Annotated in this window: 23 protein-coding genes; 9 read left to right on the top strand and 14 right to left on the bottom strand. The window is 63.9% G+C overall.

The window, feature by feature from the left end; genetic code table 11:
• Nucleotides 1-26 precede the first annotated feature (26 nt).
• Both BVU17_04845 and BVU17_04850 read left to right on the top strand, forming a co-directional pair.
• Nucleotides 27-1,214: a histidine kinase gene (locus BVU17_04845; GenBank protein ID AUG46879.1), complete on the top strand. Its 1,188-nt coding sequence runs from the start codon at nt 27-29 to the stop codon at nt 1,212-1,214.
• Between the two features lie 96 nt (nt 1,215-1,310).
• Nucleotides 1,311-2,327, top strand: coding sequence for a phosphotransferase (locus tag BVU17_04850; protein ID AUG48838.1), 1,017 nt, complete (start codon nt 1,311-1,313; stop codon nt 2,325-2,327).
• Here BVU17_04850 and BVU17_04855 read toward each other — a convergent pair.
• On the bottom strand, nt 2,324-3,202 hold the full coding sequence (locus tag BVU17_04855; protein ID AUG46880.1) for a sugar kinase: 879 nt from the start codon (nt 3,200-3,202) through the stop codon (nt 2,324-2,326). The two genes, BVU17_04850 and BVU17_04855, sit on opposite strands and share 4 nt — an antisense overlap.
• Before the next feature lie 168 nt (nt 3,203-3,370).
• Between BVU17_04855 and BVU17_04860 the strand changes: the two genes are divergently transcribed.
• From BVU17_04860 to BVU17_04870, 3 genes are read left to right on the top strand one after another with little or no spacing between them, the layout of a single operon-like run.
• Nucleotides 3,371-4,864 carry a hypothetical protein gene (locus BVU17_04860; GenBank protein ID AUG46881.1) on the top strand — a complete coding sequence of 498 codons (1,494 nt, stop codon included), beginning with the start codon at nt 3,371-3,373 and terminating at the stop codon, nt 4,862-4,864.
• Nucleotides 4,861-5,544 (top strand): ABC transporter ATP-binding protein, encoded by a 684-nt coding sequence (locus tag BVU17_04865; protein ID AUG46882.1) that lies wholly within the window; start codon nt 4,861-4,863, stop codon nt 5,542-5,544. The genes BVU17_04860 and BVU17_04865 overlap by 4 nt, the downstream gene beginning before the upstream one ends.
• A complete protein-coding gene (locus tag BVU17_04870) occupies nt 5,534-6,667 on the top strand; it encodes an ABC transporter substrate-binding protein (GenBank protein ID AUG46883.1) in 1,134 nt (377 codons plus the stop codon). The genes BVU17_04865 and BVU17_04870 overlap by 11 nt, the downstream gene beginning before the upstream one ends.
• Here BVU17_04870 and BVU17_04875 read toward each other — a convergent pair.
• From BVU17_04875 to BVU17_04930, 12 genes are all read right to left on the bottom strand, one after another.
• The gene (locus BVU17_04875; protein AUG46884.1) at nt 6,664-7,176 is read right to left on the bottom strand and encodes a hypothetical protein; all 513 of its coding nucleotides are present in this window, start codon (nt 7,174-7,176) and stop codon (nt 6,664-6,666) included. The two genes, BVU17_04870 and BVU17_04875, sit on opposite strands and share 4 nt — an antisense overlap.
• 587 nt (nt 7,177-7,763) lie before the next feature.
• Nucleotides 7,764-8,837 carry a methionine synthase gene (locus BVU17_04880; protein AUG46885.1) on the bottom strand — a complete coding sequence of 358 codons (1,074 nt, stop codon included), beginning with the start codon at nt 8,835-8,837 and terminating at the stop codon, nt 7,764-7,766.
• Nucleotides 8,838-8,841: 4 nt separating this feature from the next.
• Nucleotides 8,842-9,840, bottom strand: a complete 999-nt coding sequence (locus BVU17_04885; protein ID AUG46886.1) for a 5-methyltetrahydropteroyltriglutamate--homocysteine methyltransferase — start codon at nt 9,838-9,840, stop codon at nt 8,842-8,844.
• Between the two features lie 62 nt (nt 9,841-9,902).
• Complete coding sequence (locus tag BVU17_04890) at nt 9,903-10,523, bottom strand: methyltransferase (GenBank protein ID AUG46887.1); 621 nt, start codon at nt 10,521-10,523, stop codon at nt 9,903-9,905.
• Nucleotide 10,524: 1 nt separating this feature from the next.
• Entirely contained in the window at nt 10,525-11,382 is an 858-nt protein-coding gene (gene ksgA / locus BVU17_04895) for a 16S rRNA (adenine(1518)-N(6)/adenine(1519)-N(6))-dimethyltransferase (GenBank protein ID AUG46888.1), read from the bottom strand.
• A gap of 81 nt (nt 11,383-11,463) precedes the next feature.
• Nucleotides 11,464-12,036 carry an adenosine deaminase gene (locus tag BVU17_04900; protein AUG46889.1) on the bottom strand — a complete coding sequence of 191 codons (573 nt, stop codon included), beginning with the start codon at nt 12,034-12,036 and terminating at the stop codon, nt 11,464-11,466.
• 174 nt (nt 12,037-12,210) lie between these two features.
• The gene (locus BVU17_04905; GenBank protein AUG46890.1) at nt 12,211-12,567 is read right to left on the bottom strand and encodes a DNA-directed RNA polymerase subunit F; all 357 of its coding nucleotides are present in this window, start codon (nt 12,565-12,567) and stop codon (nt 12,211-12,213) included.
• Nucleotides 12,564-12,854, bottom strand: a complete 291-nt coding sequence (locus tag BVU17_04910) for a 50S ribosomal protein L21e (GenBank protein ID AUG46891.1) — start codon at nt 12,852-12,854, stop codon at nt 12,564-12,566. The genes BVU17_04905 and BVU17_04910 overlap by 4 nt, the downstream gene beginning before the upstream one ends.
• Before the next feature lie 113 nt (nt 12,855-12,967).
• Entirely contained in the window at nt 12,968-13,234 is a 267-nt protein-coding gene (locus BVU17_04915) for an elongation factor 1-beta (protein AUG46892.1), read from the bottom strand.
• 2 nt (nt 13,235-13,236) lie between these two features.
• Nucleotides 13,237-13,416 carry an RNA-binding protein gene (locus tag BVU17_04920; protein AUG46893.1) on the bottom strand — a complete coding sequence of 60 codons (180 nt, stop codon included), beginning with the start codon at nt 13,414-13,416 and terminating at the stop codon, nt 13,237-13,239.
• A 72-nt stretch (nt 13,417-13,488) separates the two neighbouring features.
• Nucleotides 13,489-14,088: a DUF2391 domain-containing protein gene (locus BVU17_04925; protein ID AUG46894.1), complete on the bottom strand. Its 600-nt coding sequence runs from the start codon at nt 14,086-14,088 to the stop codon at nt 13,489-13,491.
• On the bottom strand, nt 14,085-14,957 hold the full coding sequence (locus tag BVU17_04930) for a 3-hydroxyacyl-CoA dehydrogenase (protein AUG46895.1): 873 nt from the start codon (nt 14,955-14,957) through the stop codon (nt 14,085-14,087). The genes BVU17_04925 and BVU17_04930 overlap by 4 nt, the downstream gene beginning before the upstream one ends.
• 147 nt (nt 14,958-15,104) lie before the next feature.
• Here BVU17_04930 and BVU17_04935 point away from each other — a divergent pair, with 147 nt between their 5' ends.
• Nucleotides 15,105-16,073 (top strand): xylose isomerase, encoded by a 969-nt coding sequence (locus tag BVU17_04935; GenBank protein ID AUG46896.1) that lies wholly within the window; start codon nt 15,105-15,107, stop codon nt 16,071-16,073.
• Between the two features lie 93 nt (nt 16,074-16,166).
• Nucleotides 16,167-16,880, top strand: coding sequence for a TIGR00266 family protein (locus BVU17_04940; protein ID AUG46897.1), 714 nt, complete (start codon nt 16,167-16,169; stop codon nt 16,878-16,880).
• Between the two features lie 31 nt (nt 16,881-16,911).
• Here the strand turns inward: BVU17_04940 and BVU17_04945 are convergent, their stop codons facing one another.
• Complete coding sequence (locus BVU17_04945) at nt 16,912-17,292, bottom strand: histidine kinase (protein ID AUG46898.1); 381 nt, start codon at nt 17,290-17,292, stop codon at nt 16,912-16,914.
• Nucleotides 17,293-17,394: 102 nt separating this feature from the next.
• Between BVU17_04945 and BVU17_04950 the strand changes: the two genes are divergently transcribed.
• Together BVU17_04950 and ychF are read left to right on the top strand one after the other, a co-directional pair.
• Nucleotides 17,395-18,504, top strand: a complete 1,110-nt coding sequence (locus tag BVU17_04950; GenBank protein AUG46899.1) for an oxidoreductase — start codon at nt 17,395-17,397, stop codon at nt 18,502-18,504.
• Between the two features lie 45 nt (nt 18,505-18,549).
• Entirely contained in the window at nt 18,550-19,731 is a 1,182-nt protein-coding gene (gene ychF / locus BVU17_04955) for a redox-regulated ATPase YchF (protein ID AUG46900.1), read from the top strand.
• Nucleotides 19,732-19,739 lie beyond the last annotated feature (8 nt).

Consider the following 19,739-nt stretch of genomic DNA (forward strand, 5'->3'; position numbering starts at 1 on the left):
ATACCGAGTTGCATGATTTGTACGGGATGGGTGGGGAGTTAACCGTTACATTCGATCTCGATTCGTTCGAGGCTGTAACACGACAGCTGATGGCTGCGGAGTCCGAGCGAGAGATCTGCGAAATCGCAATGTCGGAGATTTCGTCTGTGTTTGACCTGCCACTCGGAGCACTGTGGCTGTATGACAGCGACGCGACGGAGCTACAGCTGGCCGCGTCGACGGAGCGGGCGGACGAGGTGTTCGACTGGCCGGTTACCTACCGACCCGGCAACAGCCTCTCGTGGGAGGCGTTCGAGCAGGACGAAGTGCGGACGTACTCGGAACTCGACGACGAGCAGCGCCAGTACAACGAAAACTCCCCCGTCAGCAGCGAGATCATCCTCCCGCTTACCGAGTACGGCGTTATCAACATTGGGTCGCTAACCCCCGTTACGTTCGACGATGAAACGGTTCGACTCGCGAGGATGTACGCGACGCACGTTCAGGCGGCACTACAGAAAGCCGAGCGCGAGCATGACCTCCGCGTCCAGCGCGACCGGATGGAACAGTTCATCGGTGTCGTCTCACACGACCTCAGAAACCCGCTTCACGTTGTCGAGGGACGCATTGAACTCGTCCGAGAGAGCGGTGACCTGTCCCACCTCGACGACGCGGCGGAAGGCGTGGCTCGCATGGAATCACTCATCAATGACTTGCTAACACTTGCCAAGGAGGGGTATGCAGTCGAAGACCGCACTGCCATATCGCTTGACACCATTGTCGAACAGACATGGGAGATGGCCCGAACAGCCGACGCGACGTTGCAGATCGAAGGGTCCGCCCCGGTGTTCGGTGATCAGAACCGCCTCAAACAGGTGTTCGAGAATCTCTTTCGGAATGCGGCGGACCACGCGGGCGACGACGTGACCGTCTGGGTCGGCCCACTTGTCGACAGCGGGGCAGCCGATATCGGCAGTGCGGATGCGCGGAACGAAGGCCGAGTAATCGGCTTCTACGTCGCCGACGACGGACCAGGAATCCCGCCCGACAAACTGAACGACCTGCTCTCGGTCGACGCTCTCTCAGGCAGTGACAGCGGCCTCGGCCTGTCTATCGTCGCACAGATCACTGATGCCCACGGCTGGGACATCTCTGTGACCGAGAGCAGGGCCGGCGGCGCACGATTTGAAGTGACCGACGGGACGAAACCGGTCTCACCGTTTCACTCCTCGTAGCGTAGAGATGGCCACCGACGGCGCTTGAACCGGGTGCCAGTGCTGTCCGTGGCGGGATTGACAGATTTATTTGCTCGCCCACTATATGGTATGGCAGTGCAGACCCCGGAACAGGACATCGAAGCCGTGCTGAAAGAGTCAGGCCCGGACTACGAGGGGTTCCAGTTCGAGACTCCGGGTGGGGGCCACCAGAGCGATGTCTACATGGTAACGCTGCGCCACAACGGTGAGGCGTACGAGGTCGTCGTGAAGTTCAAGCCACAGGGCGATGTCCCGTTCGCCGTCGAACCCTGTCTCCACGATTTCGTCGCTGCCCGGACCGATGTCCCTGTTCCACGCATCCTTGTCTACGAGGACAACCCCGACGCCGATGTCCCGCCGTATTTCGTCACCGAGCGCATCCACGGCGAGAATCTCGCCGAGGAGTTCGCCGGGCTTTCCACTGACGACCGACAGCGGGTGCTGGCACAGTCCGGTCGGATCCTCGGAGATATGCACTCCGAGATCGGATTCGAGGCGTTCGGCCGACTCACGCTCCACGACGACCGGATTATCGTGAGTGACTGGATGGGCAACTGGCGGGAGTACTTCGAGAGTCTCACCAGATCACATCTGTCGCACCTTGCCGGGACGCCCTTCGAGGACATGACAGACCGAGCGTGGGACTGTATCGAACCGGCACTGAGTATGGTGCCCGAGGACGGCGTTCCGCGACTGGTTCACGACGATTTCAGGCCGGCGAATCTGATGTTCGAGCAAACGGCGGACGCGCCGATCACGGCGGTCCTCGACTGGCAGGACGTGCTCGCGGCACTGCCGGAGTACAACCTCGCACAGACGGAGTTTCTCTTTATCGACTCGTCGTTTCAGGACCCGGAACTGCGCGACTCGCTCCGGACGGTGTTTCACGAGGGGTATCAGGAGATGCGCCCGATGGAGTTCGACGAGGGGTACGAGCAGCGACGCCCCCTCTATCAGCTCTCGACGCTCCTGTGGCGGATGGCCGGCTTCGAGGCCGCCTTCGCTGACGAGTCCGGCCTCGCCACCGCTCGTGCCGAAGCCCAGTACCGCCAGCAGTTCGAGCGCCTCGTCGAAGAGATACAGGCGAACTAAACTGGGTCCGGTGAGTGCCCGCTGTCGACGAGGGCCCACACCGACTCCCAGTCGAGCGTCGTCTGTGCGCCGGGTGACTGCGCCGCGAGTGCACCACAGGCATTGGCGACTGCGAGCGCGCGCTCTGGGCCGCTCTCCTGTGCGCTGGCGAGCAGATACCCGGCAGCGAACGCGTCGCCCGCGCCTGCAGTGTCCACAGAGTCTATCGGATACCCGGCGTTCGTGACTGTTCGGTCACCAACATATGCGGTCGCGCCGCAGTCCCCGTGTTTGACAACAACTGTCGGCACTGTTTCGAAGAGCCCGCTGTCTCTGGCGTGGTCGGCCTCCCGGTCGTTGCAAAACAGGATATCCGCATGTGAGAGCACCGACGAGTAATCGCGGTACGGGAGCCGGCGGCCGGGGTCGAAGCTTACCGGAACATCCGCGGCCGTGGCATCGCGTGCGAGCGCTGCAGCCGTCGTCGGATCCTGTCCAGTCAGGTGAAGGTGGTCCGCCTCGGCCAGGGCCTCGGCTGGGAGGTCCGACGCGCCGAACGCCTCGTTGGCCCCGTCGTTTCCAAGCACTGCAACGTCGCCGCTCTCGTCCACGATGAGGTACTTCACGGCCGTCGGCTTGTCCGATTCGATCAACACCGTCTCGACACCGGTGGCCGACAGTTCGCGCCGAGCCATGGTTCCGTGGTCGTCCCGCCCGACGCTACCGAGAACTAGCGGCTCCGCATCGAGCCCGGCCAGCGCGACGGCCGCGTTCGATGCGCTCCCCCCGCTAGACTGTGACCGGTCGGTGATACGCCCCTCGCCGTCGGGTTCCGGGAGGTGGTCGACGTGGAGCGTCACGTCCCAGTTGACGTGGCCGGCACAGATGACGCGCATATCCACCGCTGGGAGGGGCGCTATGATATCAGTTTCCCACTCAGATATATGCAGCATGTTTAACATTGACCGGAACGGACCGGCGCACATGGCAACGGTCCCCGATAGCGTCCTCCCGATGAGTTGTCGGACCGGCATACGAGTACCACAGCCAGAGGTGACCGCCTGATGCGTCACAGTGTGGCTGTACTGGCCTGCTTAGTCGTCGTCGGCTCGCTTCCGCTGTCAGTCGCCGGCGCGAGCGTCAACGCGTCGATCTCGAACGTCGAGGTATCGCCGTCATCACCAGCACCGGGTGAAACCGTCACGTTCGACACGACTGTCCGGAATCTCCAGAGCAGCGATTCACCGCTCGAAATCAACGACATTGCAATTCGGAAATCGGGTGGGAGAGGAATCACCGAGTACGAACGCGTTTCGAATCTGGGCTCGATTTCCCCGGGCAGCACACTGGAGGTACCCTTGACCGCCTCGTTTGATTCGTCCGGAAGCAAGGACCTCCGCGTCATCGTGTACGGCCGTGACCGTGGCACAGGCGACAACGTCGAGCTCAGATACCCGGTGAAGCTAAACGTCGAAGAGCGTCACCCGCAGATGGATATCACGGCTAACGACTCCGTCGCCGGCGTTGAATCGACCGGCGAAGTCACCGTCGCAAACGGACTCGATTCCCAGATAACGAACGTCGAAGTCGTCGTCGAGGGCGATGGCGTCGAGATGACAAAGAGCCGGACGGTCCGGTCAAGCATCGCCCAGAACGGGTCAATAACCGCACCGTTCCGGTTCCGACCTGAATCTGCCGGCGAACACTCGCTGACCGCAACGGTCAGCTACACAGTCGCTGGCGACACCACGCGCACCACAACCCGGTCAAAAGTCATCGAGTCGGACCCGCTCCGAAACAGCGTGGAACTCGATACGACTGCGGTCGGTAGCGGCACTGACCGCGCGTTGCGGGTCGCGGTCTCTAACGGGGCCAACGCTCCGCTTTCGGATGTCATGGTCAGTGCAACGTCGGAGAACGCGTCGTTCCAGCGCGTCCTGCTTGAGAACATCTCAGCCAGCACGACCCGGCAGGTGCGACTGAACGCCACGATGAACGAACCCCGCGCTGACGTTACTGTCACGGCCACCTACGAACTCGGGACTGAAACGGAACAGACAACAACCGAAACGACGCTTCGATCCGTCCCGGGAACGATAGACCTCACCGGTCTTGACGTGGTCCGACAGGGCGGGCGCCTCCAGATCTCAGGGAGCGCGAGCAACGTCGGGTCGACGGATGCGGACAGCGTCCTCGTCAGCGTCGTCGATACCGAGCGCATCACCCCGGCAACTCCGAACCGCGATTACTTTGTCGGCACGGTCCCGGCCAGTGACTTCGTCTCCTTCGACGTGTATGCCCGGACGACGGGGAACGTCACGTCGGTGCCGCTGGAGGTGACCTACCTCGTCGACGACACGCGCAAGACACAGCGCTTCGACGTGGACATCAACCAGATGGGCAGTGCGGCACAGCAGCCGGAGCAGGACGGCGGCAGCGAGGGTGGAAACCAGAACAGTATGCTGCCGGTGTTCATCGCCGGCGGCCTGGCGCTACTGGTCGTCGTCGGTGTCCTCGTACGCCGCTACCGCCGCAGTGATGACGATATCGAGGTATGACGGTCATCGACGCACAGGGACTGGTCAAGCGCTACCGGACCGGCGGCCAGACCCTCTACGCACTGGCGGGCATCGACTTCGCACTCGAAGCCGGTGAGTTCGTCTCGATTATGGGCCCCAGTGGCAGTGGCAAGACAACTCTGTTGAACATCCTCGGGCTGCTGGATACGCCGACGGAGGGAACCGTCTTGCTGGAGGGACAGGATGTGACCGGACTCGGCGACAGCAAGCGGACGCGCCTCCGGAAGCAAACAATCGGGTTCGTGTTCCAGCACTTCTATCTCCTGCCGACACTGACTGCTGTCGAGAACGTCGAGGTACCGCTGCTGTTGGACAGTGATCCGAAAGTCAAAAAGCGGGCCAGAGCGCTCCTGGAGCGGCTTGGGCTCGGTGACCGACTGGATCACAAGCCCGACGAACTCTCCGGCGGCCAGAAGCAGCGCGTCGCTATCGCACGCTCGCTCATCAACAGCCCGAAGGTCGTTCTCGCCGACGAGCCGACGGGCAACCTAGACAGCGAGACGGGCCGACAGATACTCGATGAGTTCCGCCGCATCGCCGACGAGGACGACGTGGCGATCGTCGCGGTCACCCACGACGACCTCGTCAACGAGTACGTCGACCGAACCGTCCATCTGGTCGACGGCACCATCGGGAGGGAGCGGAAGAATGGCGGGTAGGTTCTTCCCGGCCGCGCTGATGGCGCGGCGCAACCTCACGCGGACGAAGATGCGGTCATTGCTGGCGTCGCTGGGTATCGTCATCGGTGTCGTTGCCATCGCTTCGCTGGGAATGTTCGGCGTCGCGCTCCAGTACTCGTTTACCCAGAACCTCGGTAACGTCGGCAACCAGCTCACGGTATACCCGAACTCCGGCGAAAACATCACTGAACTCACCGAACGCGATATCCGTACGATTCGCAGAGAGGCAAGTCCGACAGCGACTGTGTCGCCGGTAAAGACGCGCGTAGAGCCGGTGTCGTACAACCGTGAGGACGCGGTCAGGGAAACGATCTACGGCGTGGAAGACCCTGCAGCGTTGTACGAGGCCAAGGAGGGACGGGTATCGCCGTTCCGGTCTGGTGCACTCGTCGGTTCAGATGTCGCGGAAGAGCACGAACTGCATCCCGGGAGCCAGATTACCGTCAACGGGACCAGCGTCCGCGTCCGGGCCGTCCTCGAAGAAGGCGACCCGTTCTCCTCGACAAACCCCGATAACCGAATCATCATGCCGGCTACTTCGTTCAACCAGCGCGGTTACTCAGAAGTGTACGTTATCGAGTCGACCGGGACACAGGCCAACGAAACGGCGATTGGGATCCGCGACGCGCTCAACGACCGCGAGCAGCGAGTCTTCGTTCAGGAACTCGGCTCGCTCGTCGACACTATCGAAGAGCAGTTCCAGATCATCAACACTGTCCTCGCCGGCATCGCATCGATTTCGCTGCTCGTGGCTGGCATCTCCATTCTCAACGTCATGCTGATGTCCACCGTCGAACGACGGGAGGAGATTGGCGTCCTCAGAGCGGTGGGCTACCAGAAGCGGGATGTCCTCAAAGTGATGTTGATGGAAGCGACGCTGCTCGGCTTCCTCGGTGGCATCGCTGGTGTCATTCTGAGTCTCGGTGCCGGGTTGGCGATAAACCACTACGCCGTCGGCGATGCCATGGCTGTCTTCAGGCTGCCAAACGCCTGGTACGTCGGTGCAGCGTTCTCCTTTGGGGTGCTGACGAGCATCGTCAGCGGGCTGTATCCGGCCTGGAAAGCAGCGAGCGAGGAACCGGTCGAAGCGCTGCGCGGTTAAATCGTCGCGTCGACGCCCGGTTCCAGCAGCGGGTCGGTCCGGTCGACCGAGAGCGAGTCGAACTGTGCAAGCCAATCCTTGTCGCCGCGCTCGAAGGCTTCTAGCGCGTCGCCAACCGTGTAAGTCCGTTCCTCGTCCGAGCACGGGAACACGCCTTCTAGGTCGTCGCCGTCGTAGATCGCCAGCGAGACGACCGGGAACACGACCACATCGTCGATGCGGTCCATCCCGACGTAGCTCCGGTTCCGTCGCTCGAATGCCGGTTCGAGCGAGTGACCGTTCCGGGCCGCCCAGCCCGTGAACTCCTCGTAGGTCTGGATGGCTTCCGACCGTTTGTCCTCCGCCATCGTCCTGATCCGTTGCCACTCGCCAGCGACCATCGACTCGCTGAACACGCCGTTGGCCTCCAGCCGCTTCACCCGATTGAGCACCTGCTGTTGTGCATCGAACGTGCCGTAGGTATCTCCGCGAAGATACAGTTCCGCCCGAAGATGTGTGTCCCCTGTCATAGCTTTCTCATCGCTAGCTTCTCCAGAGACCCTCAAAACTCTTTCCCAGATTTGCGTGCCAACACACCACACGAATCTGGGAGCGGAAATTAGTGGTATGAGGCGCTCTATATCCATAATATAGAATATTTACCTGAATACAGCATCCCCCAATATTATTAGTTCAATAATAATTATTTTCCCCTTAGGTCGATGTTAGGTTCGATATTTGTCGAACAAACTACTGGCAAATAGCTTCCAGTTTAGCTGATGGATTCGAGGATACATAAGAAAATTAATGACTTTATGCCGGGAGCCTTTGTGCTCAGGCAACCTCGTGATGGCCTGTTCGAGATACTGCTAGCCAGCGGTTCCACAGGTCTCGTCTGATTCCAGTTCCGGATAGCCGCTGTATCTGTCTGCGACATTTGCCGGATTCGGGTGCGGTGCGCCCGAGAGAATTCGATAGTTGCCGAAATCGTAGCCAACTTTCGTCGAAATACGGTCAGTCATACCGCAATCCGAGAGCCCCCTTGCTGCGTTCGGATACTCGCTACTCGTCCGCTACAAAAACGGTTGCCAACTCGTGGCCGGGTCTTCCCGCCGATTCAGTCGTCTGCGTGCGCTTGTGCACCACTCGCAACAATATCGATCTCGCCGGCGTCCAGTTCTTCCTCGATTTCGCGGGCGGCCTGCACCATGTTCTCCATCTTGCCGTAGGCAACCTCGCGCGGCAGGAGCTTCACGCCACAGTCCGGGGAGACGGTGAGTCGCTCCGGCGGGACGACCTCCAGTCCCTTCTTGATGTTCTCCTTGATTTCCTCGACAGGTTCGACTTCGGCGACGTGGGCGTCGACGACGCCCATCGCGAAGTCCTTCGTGAACTCGTGCTCTTTGAAGACGTCGAGCTGGTCGTAGTCGCCGTTGGCGAGTTCCAGGTCGTACTCGTGGACCGGATAGTCCAGAATCTCGGGGTAGATACGCGAGTAGTCGCCGTAACAGACGTGTAGCCCGAGGCGCACGTCGTCGGGAATCTCGTCGACGATGCGCTCCAGACACTCGCCGACGATGGCGTGGTCGTCCGGCGTGGTGGCGAGCGCAGGCTCGTCTATCTGGATGTAGCGCGCGCCGGCCTCGACCAGCGCCTCGATTTCCTCGTTGACGAGTTCGGCCAGCTCGTAGGCCAGTTGCTCCTCGCTGTCGTAGACCTCGTTGAACGACCAGTTGGCGAGCGTGTACGGGCCGGTGATCGGGACCTTGACCGGTCGCTCGGCCACCTCGTCGGTGAACTCGAACTCCTCGACGAGCCACTGCTCGCCGTACTCGACCTCGTCGGCGACCGAGGGCTTGTCGAAGTAGTTGTGGCCCCACACCTTCACGCGGCCGTTGAACTCGTAGCCGTCGATGCGGTGGGCGAAGTACTCGACCATCTCGTTGCGGCGCATCTCGCCGTCACAGATGACGTCGAGACCCGCGCGCTCGTGCTCGTGGGTGATGAGCCGCGAGGCGTCGTCTTTCGATTCTTCCCACTCGTCCTCGCCGAAGTCGGCGTCCTCGTCCTCGAACAGCTCGCGGGCGCGGTCGTGCCATTTGGGCTTGGGGTAGGAGCCGACGACGGTCGTCAGCAGGAAGTGGTCGTTCGGGTGATCCGCCGGTTTGAACTGGTCTCGTGGTCCTGTCATCGTTTTATGCCTCCGCCGCCTCCAGGTCTGCGGCGTTTGCGAGCGCTTCGAGCTTGTCTTCGAACTTGTTCACCGGGAGATAGAACGTTTCCGTGTTCGCCGTCGCGTAGACGGTGTCGTAGGCGGTGTTGGTCTGCTGTTCGAACCAGTCGATGCGGTCGCGGATGGTCTCGGGCGACTCGACGAGCGTGTTCTGGCCGTCGACGACGCCAAGTGCCACGTCGTCCTTGGTGCCGTACTCCTGTACGTTGTAGACCGTCTGATCGTGGTTCGCCACGAGGTCGAAGCCGATGGCATCCACGTCAGCGTCCATCAGATGCGCGTAGGCCTTCTCTTCGATTGCGCCCCAGTAGGTGTGGGCGACGACTTCAGCGTCGGCAGCCGAGGCGATGGCATCGATTGCCTCGGCGGCGCGTTTGTCTTCGCCGTCCTCTGGCGTGTTCTCGACCAGCGACGGTTCAAGCAGGAACAGGGTCTCTATCTCGGGGAACGACTTCACTTCCTCGACGAGGAAGTCGGCGACCGCATCGAGGAACTCGGCGTCGTCGCCGTAGTGTTCGTCCGTGGCGAGGTCCGCGAGCGAGTACGGTCCGGGGAGGACCGCCTGCAGGCCCGAGTCGACGACGTCGGCGGCGGCATCGAGGTCCGCGGCCACGTCGCCGCCGTCGGCGGAGAGGTCGCCCTGCACGACCGGCTCCCGATAGAAGTTGTTGTTGTCGTAGTAGCGGACGATGCCTTTCGTCTCCACGCTGTCGTGGACGGCCAGCGGGTGCGCGAGCATGTCGTCCCAGCGGAACTGGCCCTCGACAACGCGGTCAAGGCCGGCGTCCTGCTGGACGCCGATGACTTCCTCGCGGGCCTCGTCGTAGGCCGCAACGACCTCACCGGACTCGTCGCCCGAGATGAGGTCGGTCTTCTGATGACCTTTCAGATCTGCCAGTTCGTCCTTGGCCCAGTCCGGGAGCGGAAAGAGCCCAGGTGTCGTGGCGATTACCTGTGTCATTGGCGTGGAGTAGGAAATGACGGGCTTTAATATTTCCTATTCGATTAAATGCCCAACGGTAATTACTCGGCGGAGAACCGCAGGACGACGAGCACTTCATACGGATGTTTCTCACTCGCCACGCGTTCGCTTGCCAGTCCGTGGTCGCTCGCGTACGCTCGCACCGCATCCGGGTCCGTGAGGCTGCTAACGAGCACGAGCGCCTCGCCGCCCGGGGCCAGCACGCGCTCGACGGTTTCGAGGAACGGGTCGACCAGCCGGCGACCGTCCTCGCCGCCCGAGAGCGCGTGTTCCATCCAGTCGTCCCACTCCTTCTCGGGCGGCGTCGGCAGATACGGGGGATTGAACGCCACGAGGTCGAAGGCGTCCGCCCGGAACGGTTCGACGAGGTCCCCGCGGACGACCGGGACGCCGTTGCCGGCGGCCTCCCGACACGCGAGCGGGCTCACGTCGACCCCGACCGCCCGCGCGCCGGCCTCGGCGAGCCTCGCGGCGACGTAGCCCGACCCCGTCCCCACGTCGAGGACGGTATCGCCCGCCCCGACTCGCTCGCGGGCCGTCCGGGCCAGCAGGTCCGAGTCCTCCGCGGGCTGGTACACCGATTCCACGCCGCGCTGGTCGGCCAGCGAGGGGCGGTCGCCGTCCCCGCCAGCGTCGGCCGCGTCGCTCGGCTCCTCGCCCATCTCAGACCTCCGGCTGGCCGACCTCGTAGGCGAGCGTCGCCAGCGTGGCGAAGTCGGCCGGCGTGAGCTTCCCGGCGCGGGCGCGCATCAGGTCCTCGTCGGCCGCCTCGACCACCGCGTCGGGGTCGCCCAGCCCGGAGATGTGGGCCGTGTTGCGGACGGCGTTTCGCATCGTCTTCCGACGCTGTGTGAACACTGCCTTCAGGAAGTCCATGAAGAAGTCGTCGCTGGGGACGGTGTAGTCCGGCGTCCGCGGCGTCGTCCGGACGAGCGCGCTGGTGACCCGTGGCTGGGGGTCGAACGCTTCCGGCGGGACCGTCTCGACGACTTCCACGTCCGCGTAGTGGCCCGCTGTCACCGAGAGCCGCCCGTAGTCGTCGGTTCCCGGGTCGGCGGCCATCCGCTCGGCGAACTCCCGCTGGAACATCAACAGGAGCGGCCGTCCTTCGGGCAGCAGTCGGAACGCGATTTCCGAGGACGCGCCGTAGGGCAGATTCGAGATGCTGGCGGTGAACTCGGGGAGGTCGACGTCGAGCGCGTCGCCCTCGACGACAGTGAGCCGGTCCGCCGCGACCTCCTCGGCGAACTCCTCGCGGAGATGCGCCGCGAAGTCCGGGTCGCGCTCGACTGCGGTCACACGCTCGGCCGCCGCGAGCAGGCGGTCCGTCAGCGCCCCTGGGCCCGCGCCGATCTCCAGCACGTGCGCGGTGTCGATATCGGCCTCGGTCGCGTACTCGGGAATCCGGTCCAGCACCCGGTCGTCGACGAGAAAGTGCTGGTCCTGTCGGGTGTCGGCCCGTTTGCCGGCCCGCCGGACGAGTGCGTCGGGGTCCCGACTCCCTGTCTCGATCGTAGTCATTAGCGAGCCGTAGCGGGTCGCGGTAGAAAAGGGTCGCCTTATACTGTCGGCTGTCGGGTTCGCTGCTTGCAGCTGACAGGCTTAGGAGGACTGTTCTTCACGCCGGACGAACAGCCGGTACTTCAGGTCGTCGTCCTGTAGCTCTTCGAGTATCCGCTCGACAAGCGTCTCTTTTGGACTGTGGAGGCCGTTGACGCGCTCTTCGAGGTCGTCGAAGCTCTCGAAGGGCTTTCGCTTTCGCTCGTCGAGAATCGTATTGCGGAGCTTCTTGCCGATTCCCGGCAGGAGGTTCAGCTGGTGGAGCCGCAGCGTGATCGGCTGGGCGTCGTTGTAGAAGTCGACGAACCGCTGCTCGTTTGCCTCGACGACTTCCTCGACGGCGTAGTCGAGCTCCGAACGGGCGCCGCTCGGAATATCTTCGAACTCGACTTCCGTCACGCGGCCGAACTCCGTCAAGTCAACGCGGTCGCCAAAGGCGATGTCAGCGTCCTTGTCCGCAAGCTGCAACTCGTAAATATAGAACTCATCGATGTCGAGCGCGTACGCGAGCGGCTCCTTCTGGTGCTGCGGCCGGTCGTCGCCGGGCCGTCCGTGCGGGAGCACATCGAGGACAGCTGCCATCATAGTGTCGCCGCCGCTCTCCGATTCAGTCATGTCAGGCAGTACGAGCACAGCATACTTAATGCCGGTGGATGCCCCGAACCGCTTCACGGGACGCCGGCGCTCCCTTCGTGTCCGTTTGGCGGCAACTGGAACGAATCTGTTCGCGTGGCTGCTCGTCTGTAAACGTAGAGAGAGCGGCCGAGAACCGAGCTGACGAGTTCCTCGTTATGCGTACTGCTTGACGATGTTGAGTATCTCGTCGAGTTCGCCACCGTCAAGCGTGTACCGCTCCTGAGCGAACACGGCCCGGAGCTCGTCGCGGTCTAGCGGCCGCAGGTTCGCGATCTTGTAGGCCGTCGGCGTGTCGACTTTCTCGAGTTCTTCGAGGTCTTCGACCAGTTGTAGCGACTCCTCGGGGTCGAGAACGGCAAAGCGGTTGACGTGCTCGATGGCCCGCTTGAGCTCGTAGCGCATCTCGCGGTCCTCCTCGGCCGCCCGCTCCATCTCGAGGTCTTCGAGTATCTCCTTGGTCTCTGCGACCGTCAGGAACTCCTCGCTGACTTTCTCTTTGAATATCGTCATTCTTGCCGGCGCAGGTGCGCAGCGGTGACAATGATGGTTTTCGCCTTGCCACCGTCGACGATGTCGACCTTGTACGCGTCACCCTGCTTCCCTTTGACGGTCCCGGTCTGACCGTCGAACCGTGGGTGGAAGCGCCCATTGGGCACGGACGGGTCGATCTTGAGGTGAACCTTCTCGCCGTCGTCGAACTCTTCGACGGCGCGCTGTGGCGGCGAGGTGCCGCGGTCGCGGGGCTTGTTCTTGAGCTTGTCTCGTGTTCCTTCGAGGGGTCCGTTTGAACTAGGCATTCTTGCTCCTCGCTAATCCGGTCGCCCTAATAAAACGTGCGTTCCGCGACTGTCGCTGGTTGTGCTCTTGCAGTCGCTACAGACTCAACTAGAAAACGACGGCGGCGAGTCGATTACAGGCGACCGGTGCTCTCGACGGAGACCGACTCGACATCATCGACGTTCGCGAAGGCCTCTTCGACGGCTTCCGTGCCGCCAGTGTCGTCGGGGACGATGACCGTCGGCGTCAGCGCGACGAGACCGAAGGCGACGTCCTCGCGCTCGAACCCGTTGATCTTCGTTCCTTCGGGAAGCACGCCCTCGAGACGCTCCTGCAGGTCGTCGAGGTCGACTTCGGGACTTTCCGGCATGACCTTGATCTTGGCTGCTACTTTCCCCATTGTTATGGCCCCATGAAGCCGCAGTCCGGGCATTTGTAGAGGTTGCTCTGCTTCCGGCAGGTGGCACAGCGGTAGATCTGCTGGCCACAGTCCGGGCACTTGAACGCGGCGGCGTTCGTGCCGGCGATGTTGATGCCACACGAGACGCACTTGCGCGCCTGTTTCTGTTGGCTCTCGCTCATACCTCTCCGTATCCGACCGCGGCTTTTAACGATTGCCAAACGCGACCGCCACCGCGAGAGACTGCCATGGCCCTAGTTCCCGGGCAGAATGTCCCCGAGCGCAGCGCCGATCGCCATCGGAACGAACGCCACGGCACAGATGCAGGCCGATTCGTAGACGACTGCGGTGTCCGCCGACCACTCGACCAGCCCCCACCCCGTGAGCAGGGCCACGGAGACGACTAGCGCTGTTCCGGTGACGCCGACGAGTCGCCGGGGAATCAGCCCGAAAATCGGGTTCGCCACCCGCACATCCTGAAAGTCGGCCACGTACAGAATCGAGATGACCAGCCCGATGGCGATGACGACCGTCGCCGCGAGATACAGCGGATGCTGGGCGATGTGACGGCCGGCGTCGACTGTCCCGCCCTCGACGGCCATCGGTATCCCGAACAGCAGCGAGCCCAGCAGCGCCTCGGCGAGGTCGGACCGGCCGAAGCCCCAGACGACCCGGCCGAAGGTCGCAGGCTCGTGGTCCTGTGAATCGGCGGCCGCGCGCATCGCATCTCGGACCTGCTGGCGCTCGTGTTCGGAGTCAACAAGCTGTTCTAACTCCTGCAGCTCGTCGAACAGGGTCGCGAACTCATCGTCCTCTCTCTCCGGTTCGGCCGGGGTGTCCTCCTGCGTGCTCATCTGAGATCTGGGTCGCTGTCTCGCGTTGGTACCTCCGGGTCCGGGGCGGCTCCGGTCGTCGGCTCGCCGTCTTCCCAGACGTAGAACCCCTCGCCGGAGACTGCACCGCGTTGTCCATCCGCGAGCTTTTGACGGAGCAGCGCCGGCGGCTCGAACCGCTCGTCGAGCCGCTCGGCGAGGTCTTCTAGGGCCGTCAACACCGTTTCCAGTCCGTGCTGGTCAGCGCGAACGAGCGGCCCGTCACGGTCCGAGCCGCCACGCTCGAACGTCCGGTCGATATCACGAACGCCGGCGACGCCGTCCTCGAGCATCCGGATCGCTTCGGCGATGGTAGCGAGCTCGAGTCGGAGCGCGGCAAACCCCGGCGTGTCGCGGACGACGACCGGTGAGGCGTCCAGACTCTCGACGAAGTCAGTGACTCTGTCGCGGGTCGCCGCTGTCGTTTGTTCGGCGATGACGACCTCGACGATAGCGCCGTCCGGCGGGTCGACAAGGTTGAGACCGACGGCCCGGTCCGGGCTCCGCAGGCCGGTCGCGACCGCAGTCACCGACAGCGACGTGTCGCTGACGGCGATGAGCGTCTCATCTTCGACCATGGTCTCCGTTTCGGCGACCACTTCTCGGTGGCTGTCCGTCCCGCCGTCGGTTACGTCGATGCTGATGTCGCTGCCGCTGACGGCGCTTTCGAGCCCGGTGGTTCCGTCGATACTGGCCGAGACGTCATCGTTTAGCGCCCGCCGAATCTCGTCGACTCGGTCCATCACGTCCGTCGCATCTGTTCCCCGAAGACGCACTTCGTGGCCCGCACGGACACACCGCTGTGCGATATCCCGCCCCCGCTGTCCGGTTCCGAGTACGGCCACAATCATGACAGAACCACCGCACTCCCGGCGTTAATCCTTTACGCCGACCTGTCCCCTCGGTGTTCTCTTTCCGGTCTGTATCGCTTGCTGGCCGGACAGCGAGACCAGCGCGTCGGCAGTACGCTTTTTTTAACACCGGCTGTATCGCTGGGTATGGATATCGGCGTACTGACGGTCCCTCTGGGCGGACAGTCCCTCGACGAGGCGCTGGCGTATCTCAGCGACCTGGGCGTCGACGCGGTCGAACTGGCCTGTGGCGGCTTCCCCGGCGACGACCACCTCGACCGGCAGGCGTACCTCGACGACGAGGACAAGCAGGCCGAACTGGCGGCGCTGCTCGACGACTACGACCTCCGCGTGAGCGCGCTGGCGACACACAACAACCCACTCCATCCCGACGACGACCGCGCTGCCGAGGCAGACCGGGAACTCCGGGAGGCGATTCGGCTGGCCGACCAGCTCGACGTCAACACCGTCACTGGATTCTCGGGCCTGCCGGCCGGCGGCCCCGACGACGAGGTGCCGAACTGGATTACCGCCCCCTGGCCGACCGAACACGCCGACGCCCACGAGTACCAGTGGCGCGTCGCCGACGAGTACTGGTCGGACCTCGCGGCCCACGCCGGCGCACACGACGTGGACGTCGCCATCGAGATGCATCCCAACATGCTCGTCTACGAGCCCCGCGGCCTGCTCGAACTGCGCCGCCGGACGAACGACCGCATCGGCGCGAACTTCGACCCGTCGCACCTGTACTGGCAGGGCATCGACGTGACCGAGGCGATCCGCCTGCTCGGTGAGCACGACGCCATCCACCACGTCCACGCCAAGGACACGAAAGTGTACGAGTCAAACGCCCGCGAGAAGGGCGTACTGGACACTGCGCCGTACACGGACGAGGCAGACCGGTCGTGGCTGTTCCGCTCTATCGGCTACGGGCACGACGAGTCCCACTGGAAAGACGTGGTGTCGACACTGCGGATGGTCGGCTACGACGGCGCGCTTTCTATCGAACACGAGGACTCGCTGACCAGCGCACGTGAGGGGCTGGAGAAAGCGGTCGACGTACTCGACCGCGCTGTCTTCGAGACTCGGCCCGGCGACGCTTACTGGGCTGAGTGACCGGTACAACGAGCGACGCGGCTTTCTCGGCACGTAGGCTTATATAGTGTCTGTGAGATAATACGACCGGATTCCCGTATCCAGTGACACTCTATGGATATCGAACTTACACACAAGCCCTCGTACACGCACGTCCGCGCCGCCCTCGACAGCGGCGAGTCGATACTCGCCGAACCCGGCGCGATGGTCAGCCACTCGCCGACTATCGACATCGAAACCACAACCAGCCGGGACGGCCTTCTTAGCTCCGCGAAGTCGATGCTTGGCGGTGAATCGCTGCTCGCAAACGAGTTCACTGCCACGGGCGGTCCCGGCACCGTCACCCTTGCCCCGCCGACGCCCGGCGATGTCCATCACCACGAACTCACCGGCGAGACGCTGTACGCCGTCGACGGGGCGTTTCTCGCGGCCGACCCCAACATTGATATCGACTCGGAGTTCGGCGGCATCCAGTCGCTGCTGGCCGGCGCGAGCATCACGCCGCTGGCGCTGAAAGGGACCGGGAACGTCCTTATCGAGGCCTTCGGCGGGCTGGAGACCGTCGAACTCGACGCTGGCGAGTCCTACACCATCGACAACGACCACGTCGTCGCCTGGGAGGAGTCGGTCGACTTCGACGCCCACCGCGTCGGCGGGCTGAAGTCGACGCTGCTCAGCGGCGAGGGGCTGGTGATGGACTTCACCGGGCCGGGGACGGTCTGGTACCAGACCCGCGGCCTCGACTCGTTCACCTCGGCCATCGCCGACGCGCTGCCCGGCACGGGCGACAACGGCGGTGACGCGGCCGGGCTGGACGATTTCATATAGCCGGCGACGCGGCGCCGAAAAGAGCCGCAATTCAGGACAGCGCCTGCGTGATGTCCGTCGAGGACACCATGCCGACGTAGTCCTGGTGTTCGTCGATGACCGGGAGGTGCTTGATGTCGTAGGTCGTCATCATGGCGGCGGCCTCGCCCAGTTCCAGCGAGGTCGTCACCCGCTCGACCGGCGAGGTCATCACGTCGCCCACGGTCGCCGTCGAGAGGTCCTTGCCGGCCGCGACGGCGTCGACGATGTCGGTGGTCGTGATGATGCCCGCTTGCGCCCCCGGGACGAAGATGCCGTTGATGTTCTGGGCCTGCATCTGCGTCGCGGCCGCTTTGACGGTCTCGTCGGCGGAAATCGTCTCTAGCGGCGTCGACATGATGTCCTCGATGCGGACAGTCGTTTCAGTGGCCATGCAGGGTCAACGCGCGCATCCGGTTTTGGCTTTTCCCTCGCGGCGGTCCGCCGCCCTGCCGTCACCCTGAGCGTTATTTCGGCCCCGGGTGAACAGCCGTGTATGACCCTCGATATCGGCATGCTCGGCTACAAGTTCATGGGCAAGGCCCACGCCAACGCGCTGGACCGCCTGCCCATGTTCTTCCCCGAAGCGCCCGCCGTCAACAAGGACGTGCTCGTCGGCCGCAACGAGGACGCACTGGCCGACGCGGCCGACCAGTTCGGCTTCGACCGGACTGCAACGGACTGGCGGGATATCGTTGACGAGGTAGACGTGTTCTACAACCTCGGCCCGAACCACGTCCACGCCGAGCCGTCCATCGCCGCGCTGGAGGCCGGGACGCCGACGTTCTGTGAGAAACCGCTCGCGCCCACGCTCGACACCGCCGAGGAGATGGCCGAAACGGCCGCTGACGCCGACGTCCCCGCGGGTGCGGCGTTCAACTACCGGTTCGTCCCGGCTATCCAGTACGCGAAGGGACTCATCGACGACGGCCAACTCGGCGAGATTCACCACTTCCGCGGCCAGTACCTCCAGGACTGGCTGGTCGACCCCGACGCGCCGTGGTCCTGGCGCAACGACGAGGAGATGGCCGGCAGCGGGGCGCTGGGCGACCTCGGCTCCCACACGGTCGACCTGGCCCGGTTCCTGCTCGGCGACGCCGCCGGCGAGATAACGGACGTGAGCGGGCACCTCCGGACGTTCACGGACGAACGCCCCGTCGAAGGCAGCGACGAGACCCGTCCGGTGACCGTCGACGACGCCTACAGCGCCCAGATTGCCTTCGAGAACGGGGCGATGGGCACGCTGGAAGCGTCCCGGGTCGCCAACGGCCACAAGAACGCCCACACCATCGAAATCGAGGGGTCGAAGGGCGCAATCAAGTTCGACCTCGAACGGCTGAACGAACTGCAGGTGCTCACGGAGGGCGACCGCGGCTTCCAGCAGGTGCTGGTCACGGACGCCGACGACCCCTACGTCGACCACTGGTGGCCCCCCGGCCACGTCATCGGCTGGGAACACACGTTCGTCCACGAGAACTACGAGTTCCTCACGGCCGTCGCCGAGGGCGGGACGCAGGAGCCCTCTTTCGCCGACGGGCTCGCGGCACAGCGGGTCCTCGACGCCGTAGCGCGCAGCGACGAGCGCGGCGAGTGGGTCAGCCCGTAAGGCCGAACCGAAACCCCCTTTCGACGGCCACTGGTAGGGGCTGACATGCTCTCTATCGCGCTGGCCGGCAAACCGAACGCCGGCAAGTCTACCTTCTATAAGGCGGCGACGATGGCCGACGTGGACGTTGGGAACTACCCGTTCACGACCATCGACGCCAACCGCGGGGTCAGCCACGTCCGCACGGACTGTCCCTGTCTCGACCGGGAGGAGCGCTGTGGCGACGACAACTGCCGGGCGGGCAAGCGGTACGTCCCGGTAGAACTCATCGACGTGGCCGGCCTCGTCCCCGGGGCTCACGAGGGCCGTGGCCTCGGGAACCAGTTCCTCGACGAACTGTCGACCGCCGACGTAATTCTCAACGTCGTCGACGCCTCCGGCGGCACCGACGCCGAGGGCGAACCCGTCGAGGTCGGCGAGCACGACCCCGTCGAGGACGTTCACTTCGTCGAGGAGGAGATGGATCTGTGGCTCGCCAGCATCGTCGAACGCAACTGGGAGTCAATCGAGCGCCAGTCCCGTTCGCCGGATTTCAAACTCGACGAGTCGCTCGTGGATATGCTGGCCGGTGTCGGAGCCTCTGAACTCGACGTGGCCCGCACCCTGCGGGACCTGGAGTACCCCGAGGACCCCATCGCCTGGACCGACGAACACCGCGAGGCGCTGGCGACGGAGATCCGCCAGCGGACGAAGCCGCTCGTCGTCGTCGCGAACAAGGCCGACATCGCCCCCGAAGGGAACATCGAGGCCCTGCAGGCGGCCGCCGACGTGGTCGTGCCGGCGACGGCCGACGGCGAACTCGCGCTGCGTAACGCCGCGCAGGCCGGCGTCGTCGACTACGACCCCGGCGACCCGGACTTCGACATCGTCGGCGACGTGAGCGACCAGCAGCGGGAGGGGCTGAACCGCATCCGCGGCGTCATGGAGGAGTGGGATGGCACCGGCGTTCAGGGCGCGCTCGACACTGCCGTCTACGACCTGCTGGACCATCTGACCGCCTACCCCGTCCAGAACGAGACTCACTGGACCGACGGCCAGGGGAACGTCCTCCCCGACGCGTTCCTGCTGCGCAGCGGGTCGACGCCGAAGGACCTCGCCTACGCCGTCCACTCGGACATCGGCGACGGCTACATCCACGCCGTCGACGCCCGCGAGAACCGGCGCATCAGCGACGAGACGGAACTCGAAGAGGGAACGGTCGTCAAAATCGTCAGCGACGCGAACTGAGCGCCGTC

The sequence above is a fragment of the Haloarcula taiwanensis genome (assembly GCA_002844335.1).
GTDB lineage: Archaea > Halobacteriota > Halobacteria > Halobacteriales > Haloarculaceae > Haloarcula > Haloarcula taiwanensis.